The following is a 19,479-nucleotide window of genomic DNA, read 5'->3' as shown; positions in this document are numbered from 1 at the left end:
GACTCCTGTCTTAGCGTGCCGGCTGAGAAGCCACGGTGGACTGCTCGTAGTGGTAGCGACCGGTTTTCAGGCTGCTTGGGCCAAGGCGCGCAAATTTGAACATCAGGAACAGTTCAGCCACCAGGAACAGGGTGTACAGGCCACAAATCAGCAGCATGGAGAAAATCAGATCCCCGGCGGTCAGGGAGGAGTTGGCCACCGCGGTTGGCAGCACCTCACCGATAGCCCACGGCTGACGACCGTATTCCGCAACAAACCAGCCGGATTCGATGGCAATCCACGGCAGTGGCATGCCGTACAGCGCAGCACGCAGCAGCCATTTACGCTGACCGATACGGTTACGAATGACCGACCAGAAGGAGGCGCCAATGATCAGCAGCATGATGATGCCGCAACCAACCATGATACGGAACGCGAAGTACAGTGGTGCAACGCGTGGAATCGAGTCTTTGGTCGCCATCTGGATTTGCTCTTCCGTCGCGTCAGAGACGTTCGGGGTATAGCGTTTCAGCAGCAGGCCGTAACCGAGGTCTTTTTTCACGTCGTTAAATTGATCGCGAACGGACGGATCGGCAGAACCGGCACGCAGCTGTTCCAGCAGAGAGTAAGCTTTCATCCCGTTACGGATCCGCTCTTCATGCTGCACCAGCAGATCTTTCAGACCGATAACCGGCGTATCCACAGAGCGGGTGGCAATGATGCCCAACGCATAAGGGATCTGAATAGCAAAGTGGTTTTCCTGCGCATCCTGGTCGGGAATACCAAACAGGGTGAAGGCTGCCGGAGCCGGTTGGGTTTCCCACTCTGCTTCGATCGCCGCCAGTTTGGTTTTCTGCACGTCGCCCATCTCGTAACCGGATTCATCACCCAGCACGATAACAGAGAGGATAGCCGCCATACCGAAGCTCGCCGCAATGGCGAAGGAGCGCTTAGCAAAGGCGAAGTCACGACCACGCAGCATGTAGTAGGCGCTGATCCCCATGACGAACATTGCGCCACAGACATAGCCGGATGCCACAGTGTGAACAAATTTCACCTGAGCGACCGGGTTCAGCACCAGCTCGGAGAAGCTGACCATCTCCATACGCATGGTTTCGAAGTTAAAATCTGACGCGATAGGGTTCTGCATCCAGCCGTTGGCTACCAGGATCCACAGTGCGGACAGGTTAGAGCCTAAGGCGACCAGCCAGGTCACAGCCATATGCTGCACTTTACCCAGACGATCCCAGCCAAAGAAGAACAGACCTACAAAGGTGGATTCGAGGAAGAAGGCCATCAGACCTTCAATGGCCAGCGGCGCACCGAAGATATCCCCGACATAGTGGGAATAGTAAGACCAGTTAGTCCCGAACTGGAACTCCATGGTCAGACCGGTGGCCACGCCCAGCGCAAAGTTGATACCAAACAACTTGCCCCAGAACTTGGTCATATCTTTATAAATCTGTTTGCCGGAAAGGACGTAGACCGTTTCCATAATGGCCAGCAGGAACGCCATACCGAGCGTCAGTGGCACAAAAAGGAAGTGGTACATCGCGGTCAAGGCAAACTGTAAGCGCGACAGTTCGACTACATCTAACATCATGACTCCTTGCTCATCGCATGAAGACTCCGGGAGTGGATCCTGCTAGAAAAGATCCACACACATGCCCCAATACAAAAAATTATCCGCATCCTTTCTTCGTTACTTAATCTTCCCAGGAGGAAAAAGCCATGATGAAAAGTTACAGATACGTTAATTAAAACCCGAAATTGATCCCGCAAATATATTACGCCGCAAAACCCTTACAATAAACAGGTTTTTATTGAAAGCGCTTTACGTTTTACGACAGCGATCAATATATAGCGACTTTACCACTTTTCAACCAAATTGATCGGGAGCAATTTAACGCTTTTTGACGCCCTTTTCCAGGTATTAAATATTGATATAAATCAATATTGCGCAGGCGTGTTAAGGGTGTATCCACATAGTAAACGCAATAGGCGTAATGTTAACGATATGTTTAAATATGCTATTGATCGTTATCGATGAAAGGAGGAAATATAAATAAAGGTGATTTAAATTAACGCGGAAATAGAATCAACTTTTTAATAATTCCGAACTATTAATGCTGGTCATTTCACACTGTTTTTTTATTCTATTTTTATCAGCGCTTTTTATTACAAATATTTTACTTTTGATAATCCGGAAATTAACACAGTAATGTTACCGGTTTGTTTCTCACCGCCAAAAAAAAGGCCATCTTACGATGGCCAACCATGTCGAAACGGACATTTATTATGTCAAAGCTCCCCGCACGGGGAGCAGAGAGGATTTACTTAATGATGGATTTCAGGGCTTCACCGATGTCAGCCAGGCTGCGAACGGTTTTCACGCCTGCTGCTTCCAGCGCCGCGAATTTTTCATCCGCAGTACCTTTGCCGCCCGCGATGATGGCGCCCGCATGGCCCATACGCTTGCCTTTCGGCGCAGTCACACCCGCGATGTAGCCCACAACCGGCTTGGTCACGTGGTCTTTGATGTACGCAGCGGCTTCTTCTTCCGCGCTGCCGCCGATTTCACCGATCATCACAATCGCTTCGGTCTGCGGATCTTCCTGGAACAGCTTCAGGATGTCGATGAAGTTAGAGCCCGGGATTGGGTCGCCGCCGATGCCCACACAGGTGGACTGGCCGAAACCGTAGTCGGTGGTCTGTTTAACCGCTTCATAGGTCAGAGTACCGGAACGGGAGACGATGCCCACTTTGCCTGGCTTGTGAATGTGACCCGGCATGATGCCGATTTTGCATTCACCTGGGGTGATCACGCCCGGGCAGTTTGGCCCGATCATGCGCACGCCCGCTTCGTCCAGCTTCACTTTCACGGTCAGCATATCCAGCGTCGGGATACCTTCGGTGATGGTGATGATCAGTTTGATGCCTGCGTCGATGGCTTCCAGAATGGAGTCTTTGCAGAACGGGGCCGGAACGTAGATCACGGTGGCGGTGGCGCCCGTCGCTTCTACGGCTTCACGTACGGTGTTGAACACCGGCAGGCCCAGGTGAGTGGTGCCGCCTTTCCCTGGCGTAACGCCGCCAACCATCTGCGTACCGTAAGCAATCGCCTGCTCAGAGTGGAATGAACCCTGGCTACCGGTGAAGCCCTGGCAGATGACCTTGGTATCTTTATTAATTAAAACGGACATTATTTCCCCTCCACTGCGGCAACTACCTGCTGAGCGGCATCCGTCAGACTTTTCGCTGCAATAATATTCAGGCCGCTGTCAGCCAGTTTTTTCGCGCCAAGTTCAGCGTTGTTCCCTTCCAGACGCACCACTACCGGGACATTTACGCCCACTTCTTCTACCGCACCGATAATGCCGTCAGCGATCAGGTCGCAACGTACGATGCCGCCGAAGATGTTCACCAGAACCGCTTTCACGTTGTCGTCAGAGAGGATGATTTTGAAGGCTTCGGTCACGCGCTCTTTGGTCGCGCCGCCGCCCACGTCGAGGAAGTTTGCCGGCTCGCCGCCGTGCAGTTTAACGATGTCCATGGTGCCCATTGCCAGGCCCGCACCGTTAACCATGCAGCCGATGTTGCCATCGAGTGCCACGTAGTTCAGTTCCCACTGTGCAGCCTGAGCTTCACGTGGATCTTCCTGAGACTGGTCGCGCATCTGGCGCAGGTCAGCCTGGCGGAACAGTGCGTTGCCGTCAGCGCCCAGTTTGCCGTCGAGGCAGATCAGGTCGCCCTGCTTAGTGATCACCAGCGGGTTGATTTCGATCAGCGCCAGGTCACGCTCCAGGAAGATGTTGGCCAGGCCCATGAAGATCTTGGTGAATTGCTGCACCAGTTTACCTTCCAGACCCAGTTTGAAGGCCAGCTCGCGTCCCTGGTAAGGCATTGGGCCTGCCAGCGGATCGATAGCCACTTTGTGGATCAGGTGCGGGGTCTCTTCCGCCACTTTCTCGATTTCCACGCCACCTTCGGTAGAAGCCATAAACACCACGCGACGGGAGCTACGGTCTACCACGGCACCGAGGTACAGTTCTTTTGCAATATCGGTCGCCGCTTCAACCAGGATCTGGTTAACCGGCTGGCCGCTCGCGTCTGTCTGGTAGGTCACCAGACGTTTGCCCAGCCAGTGCTCAGCAAATGCGCGGATCTCTTCTTTACTGTTAACGACTTTCACACCGCCCGCTTTACCGCGGCCGCCAGCGTGAACCTGACATTTCACTACCCAAGGACCGGCGCCGATTTTAGATGCGGCTTCTTCTGCTTCGCGAGGGGTATTGCAGGCATAACCCACCGGAGCCGGTAAGCCATACCGGGCAAACAGCTGTTTTGCCTGATATTCATGTAAGTTCATGTGTTCTATCCATCCTTCAGGGTAATCGTTAGGTCATGCTTTTATAAGCCCGGCTGGCGACACGCCGCCGGGCAATGGTGCTAAAAACTAGACGTCCAGCAGCAGACGAGTTGGATCTTCTAGCAGCTCTTTAATCGCTACCAGGTAGCCCACAGACTCGCGGCCATCGATCAGACGGTGGTCGTAGGAGAGCGCCAGGTACATCATCGGCAGGATCTCTACTTTACCGTCAACCGCCATAGGACGATCTTTGATGGCATGCATGCCCAGAATCGCGCTCTGTGGTGGGTTGATGATTGGAGTAGACATCAGCGAGCCGAATACGCCGCCGTTGGTAATGGTGAAGTTACCGCCGGTCAGGTCTTCTACAGTCAGCTTGCCGTCACGGCCTTTCACTGCCAGTTCTTTGATCTTCTTCTCGATGTCAGCCATGCCCAGGGTGTCTACATCACGCAGAACCGGGGTTACCAGGCCGCGTGGCGTAGAAACGGCCATGCTCACGTCGAAGTAGTTGTGGTACACCACATCTTCGCCATCGATAGACGCGTTCACTTCCGGGTAGCGTTTCAGGGCTTCAACAACCGCTTTCACGTAGAAGGACATAAAGCCCAGACGGATACCGTGACGTTTTTCAAACGCGTCACCGTACTGCTTACGCAGGTCCATGATTGGCTTCATGTTGACTTCGTTGAAGGTGGTCAGCATCGCGGTGGAGTTTTTCGCTTCCAGCAGACGCTCGGCCACGCGCTTACGCAGGCGGGTCATCGGGACGCGTTTTTCGCTGCGTGCGCCCAGCGCAGGCTGTGCAGCCGGAGCCGGTGCAGTAGCTGGTGCTTTTGCTTCCGTTGCGGCTGGTGCTTTCGCCAGGTGTTTTTCCACATCTTCGCGGGTCAGACGACCGCCGACACCGGTGCCCTTAATGGCCGCCGCGTCGAGGTTGTGCTCGGCCAGCAGGCGACGGATCGCCGGGCTGAGCGCGTCGTTGGTCTGCTCTTCCAGAGAAGCCTGCTGGCGCTGTGCTGGCGTAGAGGCTTTCTCTTCAGATTTGGCGCTGGACTCTTTGCCCGCGCTGTTGCCTTCACGCAGGCGACCCAGCAGCTGACGAGAGGTTACGGTCGTGCCTTCATCTTCCAGCACTGCATCCAGAATGCCGTCCGCCGAGGCTGGTACTTCCAGTACCACTTTGTCAGTTTCGATTTCTACCAGCACTTCATCGCGTTTTACCGCATCGCCCGGTTTTTTGTGCCAGGTTGCAACGGTCGCATCAGCGACGGATTCAGGCAGGTCGGGAACAAGAATATCTACGCTACTCATTATTTATCCTTTAATTAATCGACGTTCAGCGCGTCATTAACCAGATCTTGCTGCTGCTTCTGGTGAACGGACATATACCCTACTGCCGGAGAGGCAGAGGCCGGGCGACCTGCGTAACGCAGAGCAGACCCAAATGGAATCACTTCACGGAAATGATGCTGGCTGCAGTACCATGCGCCCTGGTTGAGCGGCTCTTCCTGGCACCAGACAAAATCATGTACGTGAGCATAAGGTTTTAATGCGTCCTGCATCGCCTGATGCGGGAACGGATAAAGCTGTTCGATACGCACGATGGCGACATCTTTCTGATCGTTCTTACGGCGCTGTTCCAGCAGGTCGTAGTAAACCTTACCAGAACACATCACCACGCGTTTAACTGCCTGCGGATCCAGCTCGTCAATCTCGCCAATCGCCGGCATGAAGGTGCCGTTTGCCAGCTCATCCAGCGTGGAAACCGCCAGCGGATGACGCAGCAGAGATTTCGGTGACATCACCACCAGCGGACGACGCATCCCGCGCAGCGCCTGACGACGCAGCATGTGGTAAACCTGTGCCGGGGTAGACGGAACACAAACCTGCATGTTCTGCTCAGCACAAAGTTGCAGATAACGCTCCAGACGCGCGGAGGAGTGCTCCGGGCCCTGCCCTTCGTAGCCGTGCGGCAGGAGCATCACCAGGCCACACATACGGCCCCACTTCTGCTCGCCAGAAGAGATGAACTGGTCGATAACCACCTGCGCACCGTTTGCGAAGTCGCCGAACTGCGCTTCCCAGATGGTCAGGGTGCGTGGTTCTGCAGTGGCGTAACCGTATTCAAACGCCAGCACCGCTTCTTCCGACAGCACGGAGTCCCAGACCTTGAACTGGCCCTGACCGTTATGCACGTGCTGCAACGGAGTGTAGGTGGAACCGTTGGTCTGGTTGTGGATCACCGCATGACGGTGGAAGAAGGTGCCACGGCCCGCATCTTCACCGGACAGACGAACCGGAATGCCTTCGTCAACCAGGGTTGCGTAGGCCAGGTTTTCCGCGCCGCCCCAGTCGAACAGCTTATCGCCGGACGCCATGGACTGACGGTCAGAATAAATTTTCTGTACGCGGGACTGCATCTCAATGGCTTCTGGTACGGTGCTGATGCGTTTAGCCAGCTCCTGCAGACGCTTCATCTCGACCTTGTTCGGGTAGCTCTCATCCCACTCGTGGTTGAGGTACGGCGACCAGGTAAAGGAGTGCATGTTCATTGGACGCAGCTCTTTCACCACGCACTCGCCGGCATCCAGCGCATCGCGGTAGAGATTCACCAGCTCGGTGGCATCTTCCAGCGTCACAACCTTCTCCGCTTCCAGCTTGTCAGCGTAGATTTTGCGCGGGGTCGGATGCTTTTTGATTTTCTGGTACATCAGCGGCTGGGTTGCACTTGGCTCGTCCGCTTCGTTATGGCCATGACGGCGATAGCAGAAGAGGTCGATCAGTACGTCACGCTTGAAGGTATTACGGAAGTCCAGCGCCAGACGAGTCACGAAAGCGACCGCTTCCGGGTCATCCGCGTTGACGTGGAAAATTGGCGCCTGAACCATCTTACCGATGTCGGTGCAGTATGGAGTAGAACGCGCGTCCAGCGGGTTAGAGGTCGTGAAGCCCACCTGGTTGTTGATCACGATGCGAACGGTACCGCCCACTTCGTAACCGCGTGCTTTGGACATGTTCAGGGTTTCCTGAACCACGCCCTGACCGGTGATTGCCGCATCGCCATGAATGGTGATTGGCAGCACTTTGTTGCTGCTTGGCTCGTCCAGACGATCCAGACGGGCACGCACGGAACCGATCACCACTGGGCTGACGATCTCCAGGTGCGACGGGTTGAACGCCAGCGCCATGTGCACCAGGCCGCCTTTGGTTTCGATATCCGATGAGAAGCCCATGTGGTACTTCACGTCACCGGTACCGAGGTGTTCTTTATGTTTGCCCGCGAACTCGTCGAACAGATCCTGCGGCTTTTTACCCAGCACGTTGATCAGCACGTTCAGACGACCACGGTGCGCCATGCCCAGTACCACTTCACGGGTACCGCTGTTGCCCGCATGGCGGATCAGCTCTTTCAGCATTGGCACCAGCGCATCGCCGCCTTCCAGCGAGAAGCGTTTTGCGCCCGGGAATTTCGCGCCCAGATAGCGCTCCAGCCCTTCTGCTGCGGTCAGTTCGCCAAGGAAGCGCTTCTTCTCGTCAGCATTGAAGGTGGATTTACCGGCAACCGATTCAATACGCTGCTGGATCCAGCGCTTCTCTTCGGTTGAGGTGATGTGCATATATTCCGCACCGATGGAGCCGCAGTAAGTTTGCTTCAGCGCCTCCAGCAGTTCGCCCAGCTTCATCGTGTCTTTGCCGATCGCGAAAGAACCTACGTTAAAGGTTTCCTGGAAATCAGCTTCGGTCAGATCGTGATAAGCCGGATCGAGGTCCGCCACGCGCTCCTGCTGCCACAGACCCAGCGGATCCAGATTCGCATGCTGGTGGCCACGGAAACGGTAGGCGTTAATCAGCTGCAGGACTTTAACCTGCTTTGCATTGGTGTCAGGGTCGGAGATGGCGGAAGAGTAACGTGAGGCATCCTTCGCCAGACGACGGAAATAATCACGTGTTTTGGAATGAAATTGATCCGGTTTGACTCCTGTTCCAGGTAACTGCTGGAACATCGAACGCCAGTTAGCGTCCACTGAGTCAGGGTCGGTTAAGAAGTCTTCATAGAGCTGTTCAATCCAGCTTTGGTTTGCACCAGAGAGGAATGAAGAGTCCAGCCAGGCTTTCATTGCGCCGTTCTGCATCGTGATCCCTTAAGCATTTTTATGCTTACTTTCGCCGTAGAAACTACCACGCACACCACGTGTACGTGCCGGGGTTCACCTGCGAGCTCTTTTCATTTGGCCCGCGAAGGAACCTTTAGAAACTGTCTAAACTTCAGGGCAGTTTTTAAAGGTTTCTGCATTTTGCCCGGTGGCGCTACGCTTACCGGGCCTACTGTGACGTAGGCCGGATAAGCGCAGCGCCATCCGGCGTTGTTACTTACGCACTGCGCTGCAACAACATCGACTTAATGTGGCCGATAGCGCGCGTCGGGTTCAGCCCCTTAGGACATACACTGACGCAGTTCATGATGCTGTGGCAGCGGAATACGCTGAAAGCATCACTCAGCCCTTCCAGGCGGTTGTCGGTTTCGGTATCGCGGCTGTCAATCAGGAAGCGGTACGCTGCCAGCAGGCCAGCCGGGCCGATAAACTTGTCCGGGTTCCACCAGAACGACGGGCAAGAGGTCGAACAACATGCACAGAGAATACACTCATACAGGCCATCGAGTTTTTCACGCTGCTCTGGCGACTGTAAATGCTCGCGAGCGGGTGGATTTTGCCCATTATTCAATAAGTAAGGCTTAATCTTCTCATATTGTGCATAGAATTGCCCCATGTCCACCACCAAATCGCGAACGACCGGCAGACCCGGCAGCGGGCGAATCACAATCTTCTGTCCTGGACGGTTGAGCGCCGAGATCGGAGTGATACAGGCCAGACCGTTTTTGCCGTTCATGTTCAGACCGTCGGAGCCACACACCCCTTCACGGCAGGAACGACGGAATGACAGTGTCGGATCTTTTTCTTTCAGCTGCATTAACGCATCAAGCAGCATCATGTCCCGGCCTTCTTCCGCTTCCAGGGTGTAATCCTGCATATGCGGAGCGTCGTCGACATCCGGGTTATAACGATAAACTGAGAATTCGAGTTTCATTGTCCTGTCTCCGCATTAATAGGTACGAATCTTCGGCGGGAACGCCGGACGCAGTTTCGGTTCCATATTGACGCTACGACGTGTCATGGATTCCGACTCTGGCAGGTACAGGGAATGGCACAGCCAGTTTTCGTCGTCACGATCCGGGAAGTCGAAGCGGCTATGTGCGCCACGGCTTTCGGTACGGAAGTTTGCAGAGACCGCGGTCGCGTAAGCGGTTTCCATCAGGTTATCCAGCTCCAGACACTCAACGCGCTGGGTATTGAACTCGCTGGAAGTGTCATCCAGACGGGCATTTTTCAGACGCTCGCGGATCGCTTTCAGTTGCTCAAGCCCTTTCGCCATCGCGTCACCTTCGCGGAATACCGAGAAGTTGTGCTGCATGCACTCCTGCAGCGCCTTACGAATTTCCACCGGATCTTCACCGTTACGGTTACCGTTCCAGCGATTCAGACGTTCCAGAGAGGCGTCGATGTTGGCGTCGGTGGCATCACGCAGCGGACCCTGCTCGGCAATGGACTCCTGCAGATGCAGACCCACCGCACGACCAAACACCACCAGGTCGAGCAGAGAGTTGCCGCCCAGACGGTTGGCACCGTGTACGGATACGCAGGCAATTTCGCCTACCGCGAACAGGCCCGGGATCACCACGTCTTCGCCCTGCGCGTTCACGGTCAGCGCCTGGCCGGTCACTTTGGTCGGAATACCGCCCATCATGTAGTGGCAGGTTGGGATAACCGGGATCGGCTCTTTAACCGGGTCGACGTGAGCAAAGGTACGGGACAGCTCAAGGATGCCTGGCAGACGGGATTCCAGAACCTCTTTACCCAGATGGTCAAGCTTCAGCTTCGCGTGCGGGCCCCATGGACCGTCGCAGCCGCGACCTTCACGGATTTCGATCATGATGGAACGCGCCACCACGTCACGACCCGCCAGGTCTTTCGCATTCGGGGCATAACGCTCCATAAAGCGTTCGCCATGTTTGTTCAGCAGGTAACCACCTTCACCACGGCAGCCCTCTGTTACCAGTACGCCCGCACCGGCGATACCGGTTGGGTGGAACTGCCACATCTCCATATCCTGCACCGGCACGCCAGCGCGGATCGCCATACCGACGCCGTCACCGGTGTTGATGTGGGCATTAGTAGTAGACTGGTAAATACGGCCTGCACCGCCGGTGGCCAGCACGGTAGCGCGGGCTTTGAAGTAGACGACTTCACCGGTTTCGATACACAGCGCGGTGCACCCTACTACGGCGCCATCTTCATTTTTCACCAGATCCAGCGCATACCACTCGGAGAAGATGGTGGTCTTGTTCTTCAGGTTCTGCTGATAGAGGGTATGCAGCAGCGCGTGACCGGTACGGTCGGCTGCTGCTGCAGTACGTGCCGCCTGCTCGCCGCCGAAGTCTTTCGACTGGCCGCCAAACGGACGTTGATAGATGGTGCCATCTTCCAGACGGGAGAATGGCAGACCCATATGGTCCAGCTCCAGAATCGCTTCCGGGCCGGTTTTACACATATATTCAATGGCGTCCTGGTCACCGATGTAATCGGAGCCTTTCACCGTGTCGTACATATGCCATTCCCAGTTATCTTCATGGGTATTACCGAGCGCCACGGTGATGCCACCCTGCGCTGATACGGTATGGGAACGGGTCGGGAAGACTTTAGAGAGCAGCGCACAGGTCTGGCCGCTCTGGGAAATTTGCAGCGCTGCGCGCATACCTGCGCCACCGGCTCCAATCACTACAGCATCAAATTCTCTGACTGGCAGTTTCATCACACACCCCACACCACAACGAATCCATAAATAACGTAAACCGCAAGAGCAACCACAATAGCCAGCTGCAGAACGAGACGAATCGCCACGGGTTTAACGTAATCGGTCAGTACCTGCCACATACCAATCCATGCGTGGATCAGGATGGAGGCCAGCGCCAGCAGGGTGAAGACTTTGGTGAACGCCGAACCGAAGAAACCGGTCCAGATTTCCCACGTCAGGTCGCCGCTGGTGGCAAAGAAACCGATCATGTAGATGATGTAGAGGGTGAGAACGATAGCGGTAGCACGGACCAGAATGAAGTCATGTACGCCGTTGCGTCCAAATGCGGAGGCGTTGCTTACCATACGAGGACTCCTGCGAGAAGTGAAAGCACGACAGTGATAACAAATGAGATGTTAGCGGTGCGTTTGCCGGTTTCGAAGGTCTCTTCAAGATAACCCACATCCATCAACATATGGCGGATGCCGCCGACGACGTGATAGGCCAGCGCGGTCAGGATGCCCCACATGATAAATTTCACGAAGAAACCGTTCATGATGGCAGAGGCCTGCTGGAATCCTTCCGGAGACGAGAGGCTGGTACCCAATAACCATAACAGGATACCCACCGCGACAAACGTGATCACGCCGGATACACGATGAAGGATGGACGCTATTGCCGTTACAGGGAATCGGATCGTTTTCAGATCCAGATTGACAGGTCTTTGTTTTTTCACATTTCTTATCATGAATAACGCCCACATGCTGTTCTTATAGTTTCCTTCCTCCGGACTGCGATGCGGGTCAGACAGCGTGCCTTTTATATAACTGTGCGTCATGCAAAACATTGCTTCCAGATGCTCAAATGACACGTTACAACGCTGGTTGGCTCGGGATTGCAGGGTTTTCCGGAGACCTGGCGGCAGTATAGGCCGTTCACAAAATCATTACAATTAACCTACATACAGTTTGTCTGGTTTTATGCGGAACAGTGATCAGGGTCACGATAACAACATCTTTTTAATTTTTAATCATCTGATTTGACAAATCTTAAACATTATTGTTACAAACATCACCAGAAAAGGCATATAATGCGCAAAAGTTATGAGGTCTCTCTTTCACCTGAGAATAAGTTATGTAACAGTGTGATGGTATTGACCGAAGTTATCAGGACAGTTATTAGTGATATACAGGTTTGAATAATTCGGACTGCACAAACACTGATTTGCTGTTATTTCTCTGATTTCTCATTCGCTTACCTGCTAGCGCCATTGCTCTGTACCCTGGTTTCTCCTCGTGAGCTGAGCGGCGAGCCAAATAACAAACTGGTAACAATGATAAATCAGTTGAATGCAAATCCGGTTAAGGGCAGTCTTAAGCAATAAGGCGCTAAGGAGACCGTAAATGGCTGATACTAAGGCAAAAATCACCCTAAATGGTGATACTGCTATCGAACTGGATGTGCTAAAAGGCACGCTCGGTCAGGATGTTATTGATATCCGTAGTCTTGGTTCTAAAGGTATGTTTACCTTTGACCCTGGTTTTACTTCCACCGCATCTTGCGAGTCCAAAATCACCTATATCGACGGTGACGAAGGCATCCTGTTGCACCGCGGTTTCCCCATCGATCAGTTAGCCACCGAATCCAACTATCTGGAAGTGTGCTACATCCTGCTGAACGGCGAAAAGCCGACCCAGGAACAGTACGATGAGTTCAAAACCACCGTTACCCGCCACACCATGATTCATGAGCAGATCACCCGTCTGTTCCATGCGTTCCGTCGTGATTCACATCCGATGGCGGTCATGTGCGGGATCACTGGTGCGCTGGCTGCGTTCTACCATGACTCCCTGGACGTGAATAACCAGCGTCATCGCGATATCGCCGCATTCCGTCTGCTGTCCAAAATGCCTACCATGGCCGCGATGTGTTACAAATACTCCATTGGACAGCCGTTTGTTTACCCACGTAACGACCTCTCCTACGCCGGTAACTTCCTGCGTATGATGTTCGCTACGCCGTGCGAAGAGTACGAAGTGAACCCGGTTCTGGAACGCGCCATGGATCGTATTCTGATCCTGCACGCTGACCACGAGCAGAACGCCTCTACCTCTACCGTGCGTACCGCAGGCTCCTCCGGCGCTAACCCGTTCGCCTGTATCGCTGCAGGTATCGCCTCCCTGTGGGGACCGGCACACGGCGGCGCGAACGAAGCTGCACTGAAGATGCTGGAAGAGATCAGCTCCGTTGAGCACATTCCTGAGTTCGTTCGTCGCGCGAAAGACAAGAATGACTCCTTCCGTCTGATGGGCTTCGGTCACCGCGTTTACAAAAACTACGATCCACGTGCAACCGTGATGCGTGAAACCTGCCATGAAGTGCTGAAAGAACTGGGCACCAAAGATGACCTGCTGCAGGTGGCGATGGAGCTGGAACACATCGCGCTGAACGACCCGTACTTCATCGAGAAGAAACTCTACCCGAACGTCGACTTCTACTCCGGTATCATCCTGAAAGCGATGGGCATTCCGTCTTCCATGTTTACCGTGATCTTTGCGATGGCGCGTACCGTGGGCTGGATTGCACACTGGAACGAAATGCACACCGACGGGATGAAGATTGCGCGTCCACGTCAGCTGTACACCGGCTACGAGCAGCGTAATTTCGAAACCGATATTACCAAACGCTAATAGCAATGCCCGGCGGCGCTACGCTTGCCGGGCCTACAAAACGACGTAGGCCGGGTAAGGCGAAGCCGCCACCCGGCTTTTTTATATCTGGCACTCAGGACACCAGTAAAACGGTCGCGACGACAATGTCGTTTTCTCAATTACCCCACCGCACCGCTCGCACTTTTTCCCCGCCCGATGAAACACCTTAAAGCGGAACAGTGCCCCGTGATGCTTCTTCTCGTTCGCCACCCCACGGGTGTTGTACGACAGGCGCGGAATAGCCAGCAGCGCGTGCGCCAGCGCATCGAGCTGCTCTTCGGTCAGCTGTGACGCTTTATGCTGCGGCGCCAGCCCCACCTCCCACAGGATCTCCACCCGCAGATAGTTGCCTAAACCGGCGAGAAACGCCTGATCCAGCAGCAGTCCGGAAAACTGCCGGTTGCGGAATTTTGCTGACAATAACCGCGCTTTCACATCCTCTGCCGTCAGGCGTAAATCCAGCACATCCGGTCCCACCCGCTGCAGGAAGGGATGGGTGGTGAGCTGCTCCGCCGTCAGCATCTCAATATCCGAGGCGCTGTAGAGCAGAATGGTTTTCTCTGCGGTCTGTAACTTAACGCGCAACACCCGCGTAGTCTCTGGCTCATGGCCGGTATCTACCACCCGCCAGACGCCGTAAAGCTGGTTATGGCTGTAGAGCGTCAACTGGTTGGAGAAGTGAGTGAGCAGCGCTTTGCCGCGCGTCTCCAGATGCGTGACCCTCTCCCCGATAAGCCGGGACTCAAAGGGTTTTAACTGAGGAAAAGCAAACCACACGTCGGTGAGTGGTTTGCCTTTTATCGCCACCTCCAGGCTATCCGCCGCACGGCGGATCTCCGGGCCTTCTGGCATCATGACTCCTTATTTAGTGCGTTGCACCGCCGATCACTTTGATGTCGTGCGCCTGGCGCAACGCCACCGTAATGGCAATCTCCAGCGCCTGCTTCACGGTGTGCGCGGCCATGCTCGGGGCTCCGGGGTGCGCCGCGGCCTGCTCAGGCAGGTAGGGGATATGGATAAAGCCGCCTTTCACCTCCGGCCAGTCGGCCAGCTTGTGCAGTACGCCATACATCACATGGTTGCAGACGAATGTGCCAGCCGTCTGCGAAACCGAAGCAGGAATACCGGCTTCGCGCAGCGCCGCCACCATCGCTTTGATCGGCAGCGTGCTGAACCAGGCGGCCGGGCCACCCGGCACGATGGCGACGTCCACCGGCTGTTGCCCGCGGTTATCCGGGATGCGCGCGTCATCGACGTTGAGCGCCACTCGCTCGACGGTGACATCCACGCGGCCACCGGCCTGCCCTATCGCCAGCACCACGGTGGGCTGCAGCGCGTCAATGGCCGCATTCAGCACCTCTAACGACTCGCCGAACACGCAGGGCAGCTGTCTGGCCACCACGCGACAGTCGTCAATAATCATCCCATCAAGCAGCTTCACCACTTCCCAGGAGGGGTTAACGGTTTCGCCACCAAAGGGCTCAAAACCCGTGATTAATACGGTTTGCATCATTTCTCCTTACAGGAACATCAGGAAGTAGAGCAGGAACACGTTGGCAATCAGCAGCAGTACCCCGGTAGGCACCTGCGCCTTGATAACCGCGTTTTTATCGGGCAGCTCCAGCAGAGCCGCGGGCACGATGTTGAAGTTGGCCGCCATCGGCGTCATCAGGGTACCGCAGTAGCCGGAGAACATGCCAATCGCCGCCATCACCGCCGGGTTGCCGCCGTGCTGCAGAACCAGGATCGGAATGCCGATGCCCGCCGTCACAATCGGGAAAGCGGCAAAGGCGTTGCCCATCACCATGGTCAGCAGCGCCATGCCGATGGCATAAACCGCCACCGCGATGAAGCGGCTGTCGACCGCCAGATACGTCTGGGTAAGGTATGAAATCCCCTCCCCGACCCCGGCCGCGGTAAACAGCAGCCCAAGGGTGGCGAGGATCTGCGGCAGAATAAAGGCCCAGCCAATGGAGTCGAGCAGACGGCGCGCCTCCTGCAGGGGCTGATGCACTTTTTCATGGGTCATTTTGACCGCCATCGCCAGACCAACCAGCGAGCCGACCGTCATCGAGAACAAGGTCACCAGCGTCGAGTGGTTGCCCGGCCCGAACAGCGTCTCCTGCAGGCCCGGAATGTGGTTAAACATCAGCACGCCCACCACCGTCACCACCGGGATAGCCAGTGCCGGTAAGAAGAGGCGATTGCCCAGACGCTTTGCGCTGCTCTCACGCTCTTCTGTGGTGCGCTGATGATAGCTGCCCAGGCGCACGCCGCCAAAACCGGCGATCAGCGCCAGCCCGACCACTGCCACACCGACGGCAATATGAACCGTGCGCTTGTCGCCCACCAGCTCGTAGGTCCAGTTGCCGAGCAGGAACAGCAGGCCGTAAATGCCCCAGAACAGGCCGGTGGTGATGCGTCGCGGGTTGGCTTTATCGCGAAACGACATCAGCGCCACGATCAGCAGGATCAGGCCTGCCAGCCAGTAGAGATAGCTTTGCTGGAAATTCATTTCGCTTCTCCCTGCACTTTAGCCAGCTCGCGCTCCAGATGCTTATCCAGGCGGTACAGGCGGGTGGCGTGGATCGCAAAGGCGCAGAGCGCCGTCGGGATACCCCACAGAGCAATATGCAGCGGTTCGGTCTGGATCCCACCGGATTCGAGCATAAAGTTATGCATAAAGATAATGGCGCCAAAGGCGACAAAGATATCTTCGCCAAAGAACAGCCCGACGTTATCGGTGGCCGCCGACATCGCCCGCAGGCGATAGCGCACCGCCCCTGGCAGTTCGCCATATTTCTTCTCTGCCGCCCCTTCTGCCATCGGTGCCAGCAGCGGGCGCACCATCTGTGGATGCCCGCCGAGGCTGGTCAGCCCCATCGCCGCCGTCGCTTCGCGGACAAACAGATAGACGATCAGCAGACGACCGGCGGTAGCGCTGTGGATCTTCGCGATCCACGCCTGGGCCCGCTCTTTCAGGCCGTGACGCTCCAGCAGGCCGATAACCGCCAGTGGGATCAGCAGGATATACGGCAGGTTGCGGGTGTTGAGGAACCCTTCACCCAGTTTTTCCAGGATGGTGGCAACCGGCATCTGTGCCGCGAGGCCAGTGACGATCCCGGCGACAATGACCACCAGCACCGGGTTAAAGCGTAATAAAAACCCGACCACAATCACCGCGATACCGATGAGTGGCCAGAGGGATAGCGTCTCTGCCATGTTCTGTTTCCTGTTGTGGTGTTTGCAAGTGTGCGTTATGCACTGATTTTTATATTGTTTGCTTCAAATTCTGTGCGCAGGCGACGGGCAAAGGCCAGGGCGTGTTCTCCGTCACCGTGAATGCACACCGTCTGCGCGTGCACGGTGGCCCATTCACCGGTAATGCTTTTCACCCGTCCGCGCTGGATCATCTCCAGGGTTTGCGTCAGAGCCTGATCTTCATCGGCGATCAGCGCCCCGGCCTGGGTACGCGGCACCAGGCTGCCGTCAGCCTGATATCCGCGATCGGCGAACACCTCTTCCCGGGTAATCAGGCCATAGCGCGTCCCCGCGCGGATCAGCTCGCTCCCTGCCAGCCCCACCAGAATCAAATCCGGGTCGATGGTAGAGATGGCCCGTGCGATGGCATCGGCCAGATCGCGATCTTTTGCCGCCTGGTTATAGAGCATGCCGTGCGGTTTCACGTGACGCAGCTGCCCTCCTTCGGCGCGCACGATCGCCGCCAGGCCGCCAATCTGGTACAGCACTTGCGCATAGACCGTCTCCGGCGGCAGGGTCATGGCCGTGCGGCCAAAATTTTCCCGATCCGGAAAGCTTGGGTGCGCCCCGATGGAGACCCCATTTTTTAACGCCTCACGCACGCAGGCCAGCATGGTCTGAGCATCGCCAGCGTGAAAACCACAGGCGATATTGGCTGACGACACCAGCTGTAACAGCGCGGCATCGCTGCCGCAGCCTTCGCCTAAATCGGCATTTAAATCAACCGCGATCATGCAACCTCCACGCCAGTTGTTCGATGTATTGCTTCTGGATCCGACGCGCGTCGAGCGCCTCTTCCAGCGTACAGGGGACAAAGTGGATCGGCTGTCCGAGCGGGGCCTGTGCCAGGTGGTACATATCGGCCTCGATGATGCAGGCGATCCGCGGATAGCCCCCGGTGGTCTGGGCATCGTTCATCAGTACGATCGGCTGCCCGTTGTGCGGCACCTGGATTACGCCCGGCAGCAGGCCGTGCGACAGCATTTCACGCTCGGTATTGCGCACCAGCTTCTGCCCCTGCAGGCGATAGCCCATGCGGTTACTTTGCGGGCTGAGCTGCCACGGCAGACGCCAGAGCGCATCCTGCGAGGCCTTATCAAACTCGTGGTATTCCGGCCCCGGCAAAGCGCGCACGCGGTTACCCCACAGCAGCTGCTTAACGCCCTGGGCTTCGAGGAACTCGCGCCCGCCAGGCCGAACCGCCAGCCGATCGCCATCTTTCAGCAGACGCCCTCCGTGGCCGCCGAGTCCCACCTTCAGGTCGGTACTGAGGGAGTTCATCACCGATGGCACGTCGATGCCACCCGCAATCGCCAGATAGCTACGCATGCCGCGCAGGGGGCGATTCAGGGTGAGCTGTTGCCCGGCCTTCACCGGCAGACGCCAGCCGGTCCAGACCGCCGCGCCGTCAAGCCGGGCGTCGCAGCCCGCCCCGGTCAGGGCGAACCAGCCGTCCTGTTCAAATTCAAAAGTGCACTGCCCGAGGGTGATCTCCAGCGCGGCATCGTCCGGGTCGTTGCCCACCAGGATGTTGCCAATCTGCAGGGCCGGTTTATCCAGCGCGCCACAGTAGCTGATCCCCGACTGGCGAAAACCGATGCGTCCACCGTCCTGCACCGAGGTATAGAGCCCTGCGCGAATAACTTTTAGCATACCCCCTCCTTCTGCGGGATAAACCGCACGGTATCGCCCGGTCGCAGCAGCACCGGCTCATCACGTTCGGGATCGAACAGCGGCAACGGGGTGTGCCCAATCAGCTGCCAGCCGCCAGGGGTGGCTAACGGATAAATGCCGGTTTGCGCCCCGCCAATCCCCACCGAGCCCGCCGGAACCTGCAGCCGGGGTTCATCCCGGCGCGGCGTCGCGAGCTGCTCAGGCAACCCGCCCAGATAAGGAAAGCCCGGCTGAAAACCTAAAAACCAGACCACATAATCAATGGACGAGTGCAGCTCCACGACCTGTTTCTCGGTCAACCCGGCGTGCCGGGCCACTTCGCCCAGATCGGGACCCGCTGCGGTGCCGTACACCACCGGGATTTCGATATAGCGCGACTCGGGCTCCAGCGCCTCGCTCTCCTCCCACCAGCGCTGCAGACGCTCAATCGCATCCAGCGCAACCGAGTGAGGATTGCGCAACACCACGGTGATGTTATTCATCCCCGGAATGGCTTCCACCACTTCGGGAATTTCACCCAGTCGCTGGGTCAGTCGCCAGATCCGCTTTTGCGTCGCCAGGGTGACCGGCGGCTCGAGCTCCAGTACGACGGCGGTTTCGCCTAACAGATAACAACGTGCTCGCTGCACT

18 protein-coding genes are annotated in these 19,479 nt (G+C 56.3%); 2 read left to right on the top strand and 16 right to left on the bottom strand.

Annotated features, from left to right (window positions below):
* Positions 1–10: 10 nt before the first annotated feature.
* The 9 genes from cydA to sdhC all read right to left on the bottom strand — a co-directional run bounded on the left by cydA (position 11) and on the right by sdhC (position 11,966).
* The gene (cydA, locus tag SOM40_RS06375; protein ID WP_313824490.1) at positions 11–1,579 is read right to left on the bottom strand and encodes a cytochrome ubiquinol oxidase subunit I; all 1,569 of its coding nucleotides are present in this window, start codon (positions 1,577–1,579) and stop codon (positions 11–13) included.
* A 733-nt stretch (positions 1,580–2,312) separates the two neighbouring features.
* Complete coding sequence (gene sucD / locus SOM40_RS06370) at positions 2,313–3,182, bottom strand: succinate--CoA ligase subunit alpha (protein WP_032617085.1); 870 nt, start codon at positions 3,180–3,182, stop codon at positions 2,313–2,315.
* Positions 3,182–4,348 (bottom strand): ADP-forming succinate--CoA ligase subunit beta, encoded by a 1,167-nt coding sequence (sucC, locus tag SOM40_RS06365; protein ID WP_106992376.1) that lies wholly within the window; start codon positions 4,346–4,348, stop codon positions 3,182–3,184. The genes sucD and sucC overlap by 1 nt, the downstream gene beginning before the upstream one ends.
* A gap of 87 nt (positions 4,349–4,435) precedes the next feature.
* Positions 4,436–5,662 (bottom strand): 2-oxoglutarate dehydrogenase complex dihydrolipoyllysine-residue succinyltransferase, encoded by a 1,227-nt coding sequence (gene odhB, locus SOM40_RS06360; RefSeq protein ID WP_320530739.1) that lies wholly within the window; start codon positions 5,660–5,662, stop codon positions 4,436–4,438.
* A 14-nt stretch (positions 5,663–5,676) separates the two neighbouring features.
* Positions 5,677–8,484, bottom strand: coding sequence for a 2-oxoglutarate dehydrogenase E1 component (sucA, locus tag SOM40_RS06355; RefSeq protein WP_320530740.1), 2,808 nt, complete (start codon positions 8,482–8,484; stop codon positions 5,677–5,679).
* Between the two features lie 238 nt (positions 8,485–8,722).
* On the bottom strand, positions 8,723–9,439 hold the full coding sequence (gene sdhB, locus SOM40_RS06350) for a succinate dehydrogenase iron-sulfur subunit SdhB (protein WP_039029333.1): 717 nt from the start codon (positions 9,437–9,439) through the stop codon (positions 8,723–8,725).
* A gap of 15 nt (positions 9,440–9,454) precedes the next feature.
* Positions 9,455–11,221 (bottom strand): succinate dehydrogenase flavoprotein subunit, encoded by a 1,767-nt coding sequence (sdhA, locus tag SOM40_RS06345; RefSeq protein ID WP_320530741.1) that lies wholly within the window; start codon positions 11,219–11,221, stop codon positions 9,455–9,457.
* Positions 11,221–11,568: a succinate dehydrogenase membrane anchor subunit gene (sdhD, locus tag SOM40_RS06340; RefSeq protein ID WP_106992372.1), complete on the bottom strand. Its 348-nt coding sequence runs from the start codon at positions 11,566–11,568 to the stop codon at positions 11,221–11,223. Before sdhD ends, sdhA begins: the two co-directional genes overlap by 1 nt.
* The gene (sdhC, locus tag SOM40_RS06335; RefSeq protein ID WP_181247215.1) at positions 11,562–11,966 is read right to left on the bottom strand and encodes a succinate dehydrogenase cytochrome b556 subunit; all 405 of its coding nucleotides are present in this window, start codon (positions 11,964–11,966) and stop codon (positions 11,562–11,564) included. Before sdhC ends, sdhD begins: the two co-directional genes overlap by 7 nt.
* 327 nt (positions 11,967–12,293) lie before the next feature.
* Here sdhC and SOM40_RS06330 point away from each other — a divergent pair, with 327 nt between their 5' ends.
* Entirely contained in the window at positions 12,294–12,401 is a 108-nt protein-coding gene (locus tag SOM40_RS06330) for a hypothetical protein (RefSeq protein ID WP_418936630.1), read from the top strand.
* A 205-nt stretch (positions 12,402–12,606) separates the two neighbouring features.
* Positions 12,607–13,893 (top strand): citrate synthase, encoded by a 1,287-nt coding sequence (locus tag SOM40_RS06325; RefSeq protein WP_166181881.1) that lies wholly within the window; start codon positions 12,607–12,609, stop codon positions 13,891–13,893.
* Positions 13,894–13,974: 81 nt separating this feature from the next.
* On the opposite strand, the gene nei is transcribed toward SOM40_RS06325, so the two are convergent.
* From nei to pxpB, 7 genes are read right to left on the bottom strand one after another with little or no spacing between them, the layout of a single operon-like run.
* Positions 13,975–14,766, bottom strand: a complete 792-nt coding sequence (nei, locus tag SOM40_RS06320; protein WP_320530785.1) for an endonuclease VIII — start codon at positions 14,764–14,766, stop codon at positions 13,975–13,977.
* A gap of 13 nt (positions 14,767–14,779) precedes the next feature.
* Positions 14,780–15,424, bottom strand: a complete 645-nt coding sequence (gene pcp / locus SOM40_RS06315; RefSeq protein WP_320530742.1) for a pyroglutamyl-peptidase I — start codon at positions 15,422–15,424, stop codon at positions 14,780–14,782.
* Between the two features lie 9 nt (positions 15,425–15,433).
* The gene (locus tag SOM40_RS06310) at positions 15,434–16,429 is read right to left on the bottom strand and encodes a DUF979 domain-containing protein (RefSeq protein WP_106992368.1); all 996 of its coding nucleotides are present in this window, start codon (positions 16,427–16,429) and stop codon (positions 15,434–15,436) included.
* Entirely contained in the window at positions 16,426–17,136 is a 711-nt protein-coding gene (locus SOM40_RS06305; protein WP_106992367.1) for a DUF969 domain-containing protein, read from the bottom strand. Before SOM40_RS06305 ends, SOM40_RS06310 begins: the two co-directional genes overlap by 4 nt.
* 35 nt (positions 17,137–17,171) lie before the next feature.
* Positions 17,172–17,906: a 5-oxoprolinase subunit PxpA gene (gene pxpA, locus SOM40_RS06300; protein ID WP_320530786.1), complete on the bottom strand. Its 735-nt coding sequence runs from the start codon at positions 17,904–17,906 to the stop codon at positions 17,172–17,174.
* Positions 17,896–18,828, bottom strand: coding sequence for a 5-oxoprolinase subunit PxpC (gene pxpC, locus SOM40_RS06295; protein WP_320530743.1), 933 nt, complete (start codon positions 18,826–18,828; stop codon positions 17,896–17,898). Before pxpC ends, pxpA begins: the two co-directional genes overlap by 11 nt.
* The gene (gene pxpB, locus SOM40_RS06290) at positions 18,822–19,478 is read right to left on the bottom strand and encodes a 5-oxoprolinase subunit PxpB (protein WP_320530744.1); all 657 of its coding nucleotides are present in this window, start codon (positions 19,476–19,478) and stop codon (positions 18,822–18,824) included. Before pxpB ends, pxpC begins: the two co-directional genes overlap by 7 nt.
* Between the last annotated feature and the right edge of the window lies 1 nt (position 19,479).

The organism is Leclercia sp. CFBP8987, assembly GCF_034044995.2.
Lineage (GTDB): Bacteria > Pseudomonadota > Gammaproteobacteria > Enterobacterales > Enterobacteriaceae > Enterobacter > Enterobacter tamurae.
This window is presented reverse-complemented; position numbering and strand designations above follow the sequence as displayed.

Excerpts from the sequence above, each read along its gene's own strand:
- cydA (WP_313824490.1), bottom strand. The coding sequence starts at position 1,579 with ATGTTAGATGTAGTCGAACTGTCGCGCTTACAGTTTGCCTTGACCGCG.
- sucD (WP_032617085.1), bottom strand. The coding sequence starts at position 3,182 with ATGTCCGTTTTAATTAATAAAGATACCAAGGTCATCTGCCAGGGCTTC.
- sucC (WP_106992376.1), bottom strand. The coding sequence starts at position 4,348 with ATGAACTTACATGAATATCAGGCAAAACAGCTGTTTGCCCGGTATGGC.
- odhB (WP_320530739.1), bottom strand. The coding sequence starts at position 5,662 with ATGAGTAGCGTAGATATTCTTGTTCCCGACCTGCCTGAATCCGTCGCT.
- sucA (WP_320530740.1), bottom strand. The coding sequence starts at position 8,484 with ATGCAGAACGGCGCAATGAAAGCCTGGCTGGACTCTTCATTCCTCTCT.
- sdhB (WP_039029333.1), bottom strand. The coding sequence starts at position 9,439 with ATGAAACTCGAATTCTCAGTTTATCGTTATAACCCGGATGTCGACGAC.
- sdhA (WP_320530741.1), bottom strand. The coding sequence starts at position 11,221 with ATGAAACTGCCAGTCAGAGAATTTGATGCTGTAGTGATTGGAGCCGGT.
- sdhD (WP_106992372.1), bottom strand. The coding sequence starts at position 11,568 with ATGGTAAGCAACGCCTCCGCATTTGGACGCAACGGCGTACATGACTTC.
- sdhC (WP_181247215.1), bottom strand. The coding sequence starts at position 11,966 with ATGTGGGCGTTATTCATGATAAGAAATGTGAAAAAACAAAGACCTGTC.
- SOM40_RS06330 (WP_418936630.1), top strand. The coding sequence starts at position 12,294 with ATGCGCAAAAGTTATGAGGTCTCTCTTTCACCTGAGAATAAGTTATGT.
- SOM40_RS06325 (WP_166181881.1), top strand. The coding sequence starts at position 12,607 with ATGGCTGATACTAAGGCAAAAATCACCCTAAATGGTGATACTGCTATC.
- nei (WP_320530785.1), bottom strand. The coding sequence starts at position 14,766 with ATGCCAGAAGGCCCGGAGATCCGCCGTGCGGCGGATAGCCTGGAGGTG.
- pcp (WP_320530742.1), bottom strand. The coding sequence starts at position 15,424 with ATGCAAACCGTATTAATCACGGGTTTTGAGCCCTTTGGTGGCGAAACC.
- SOM40_RS06310 (WP_106992368.1), bottom strand. The coding sequence starts at position 16,429 with ATGAATTTCCAGCAAAGCTATCTCTACTGGCTGGCAGGCCTGATCCTG.
- SOM40_RS06305 (WP_106992367.1), bottom strand. The coding sequence starts at position 17,136 with ATGGCAGAGACGCTATCCCTCTGGCCACTCATCGGTATCGCGGTGATT.
- pxpC (WP_320530743.1), bottom strand. The coding sequence starts at position 18,828 with ATGCTAAAAGTTATTCGCGCAGGGCTCTATACCTCGGTGCAGGACGGT.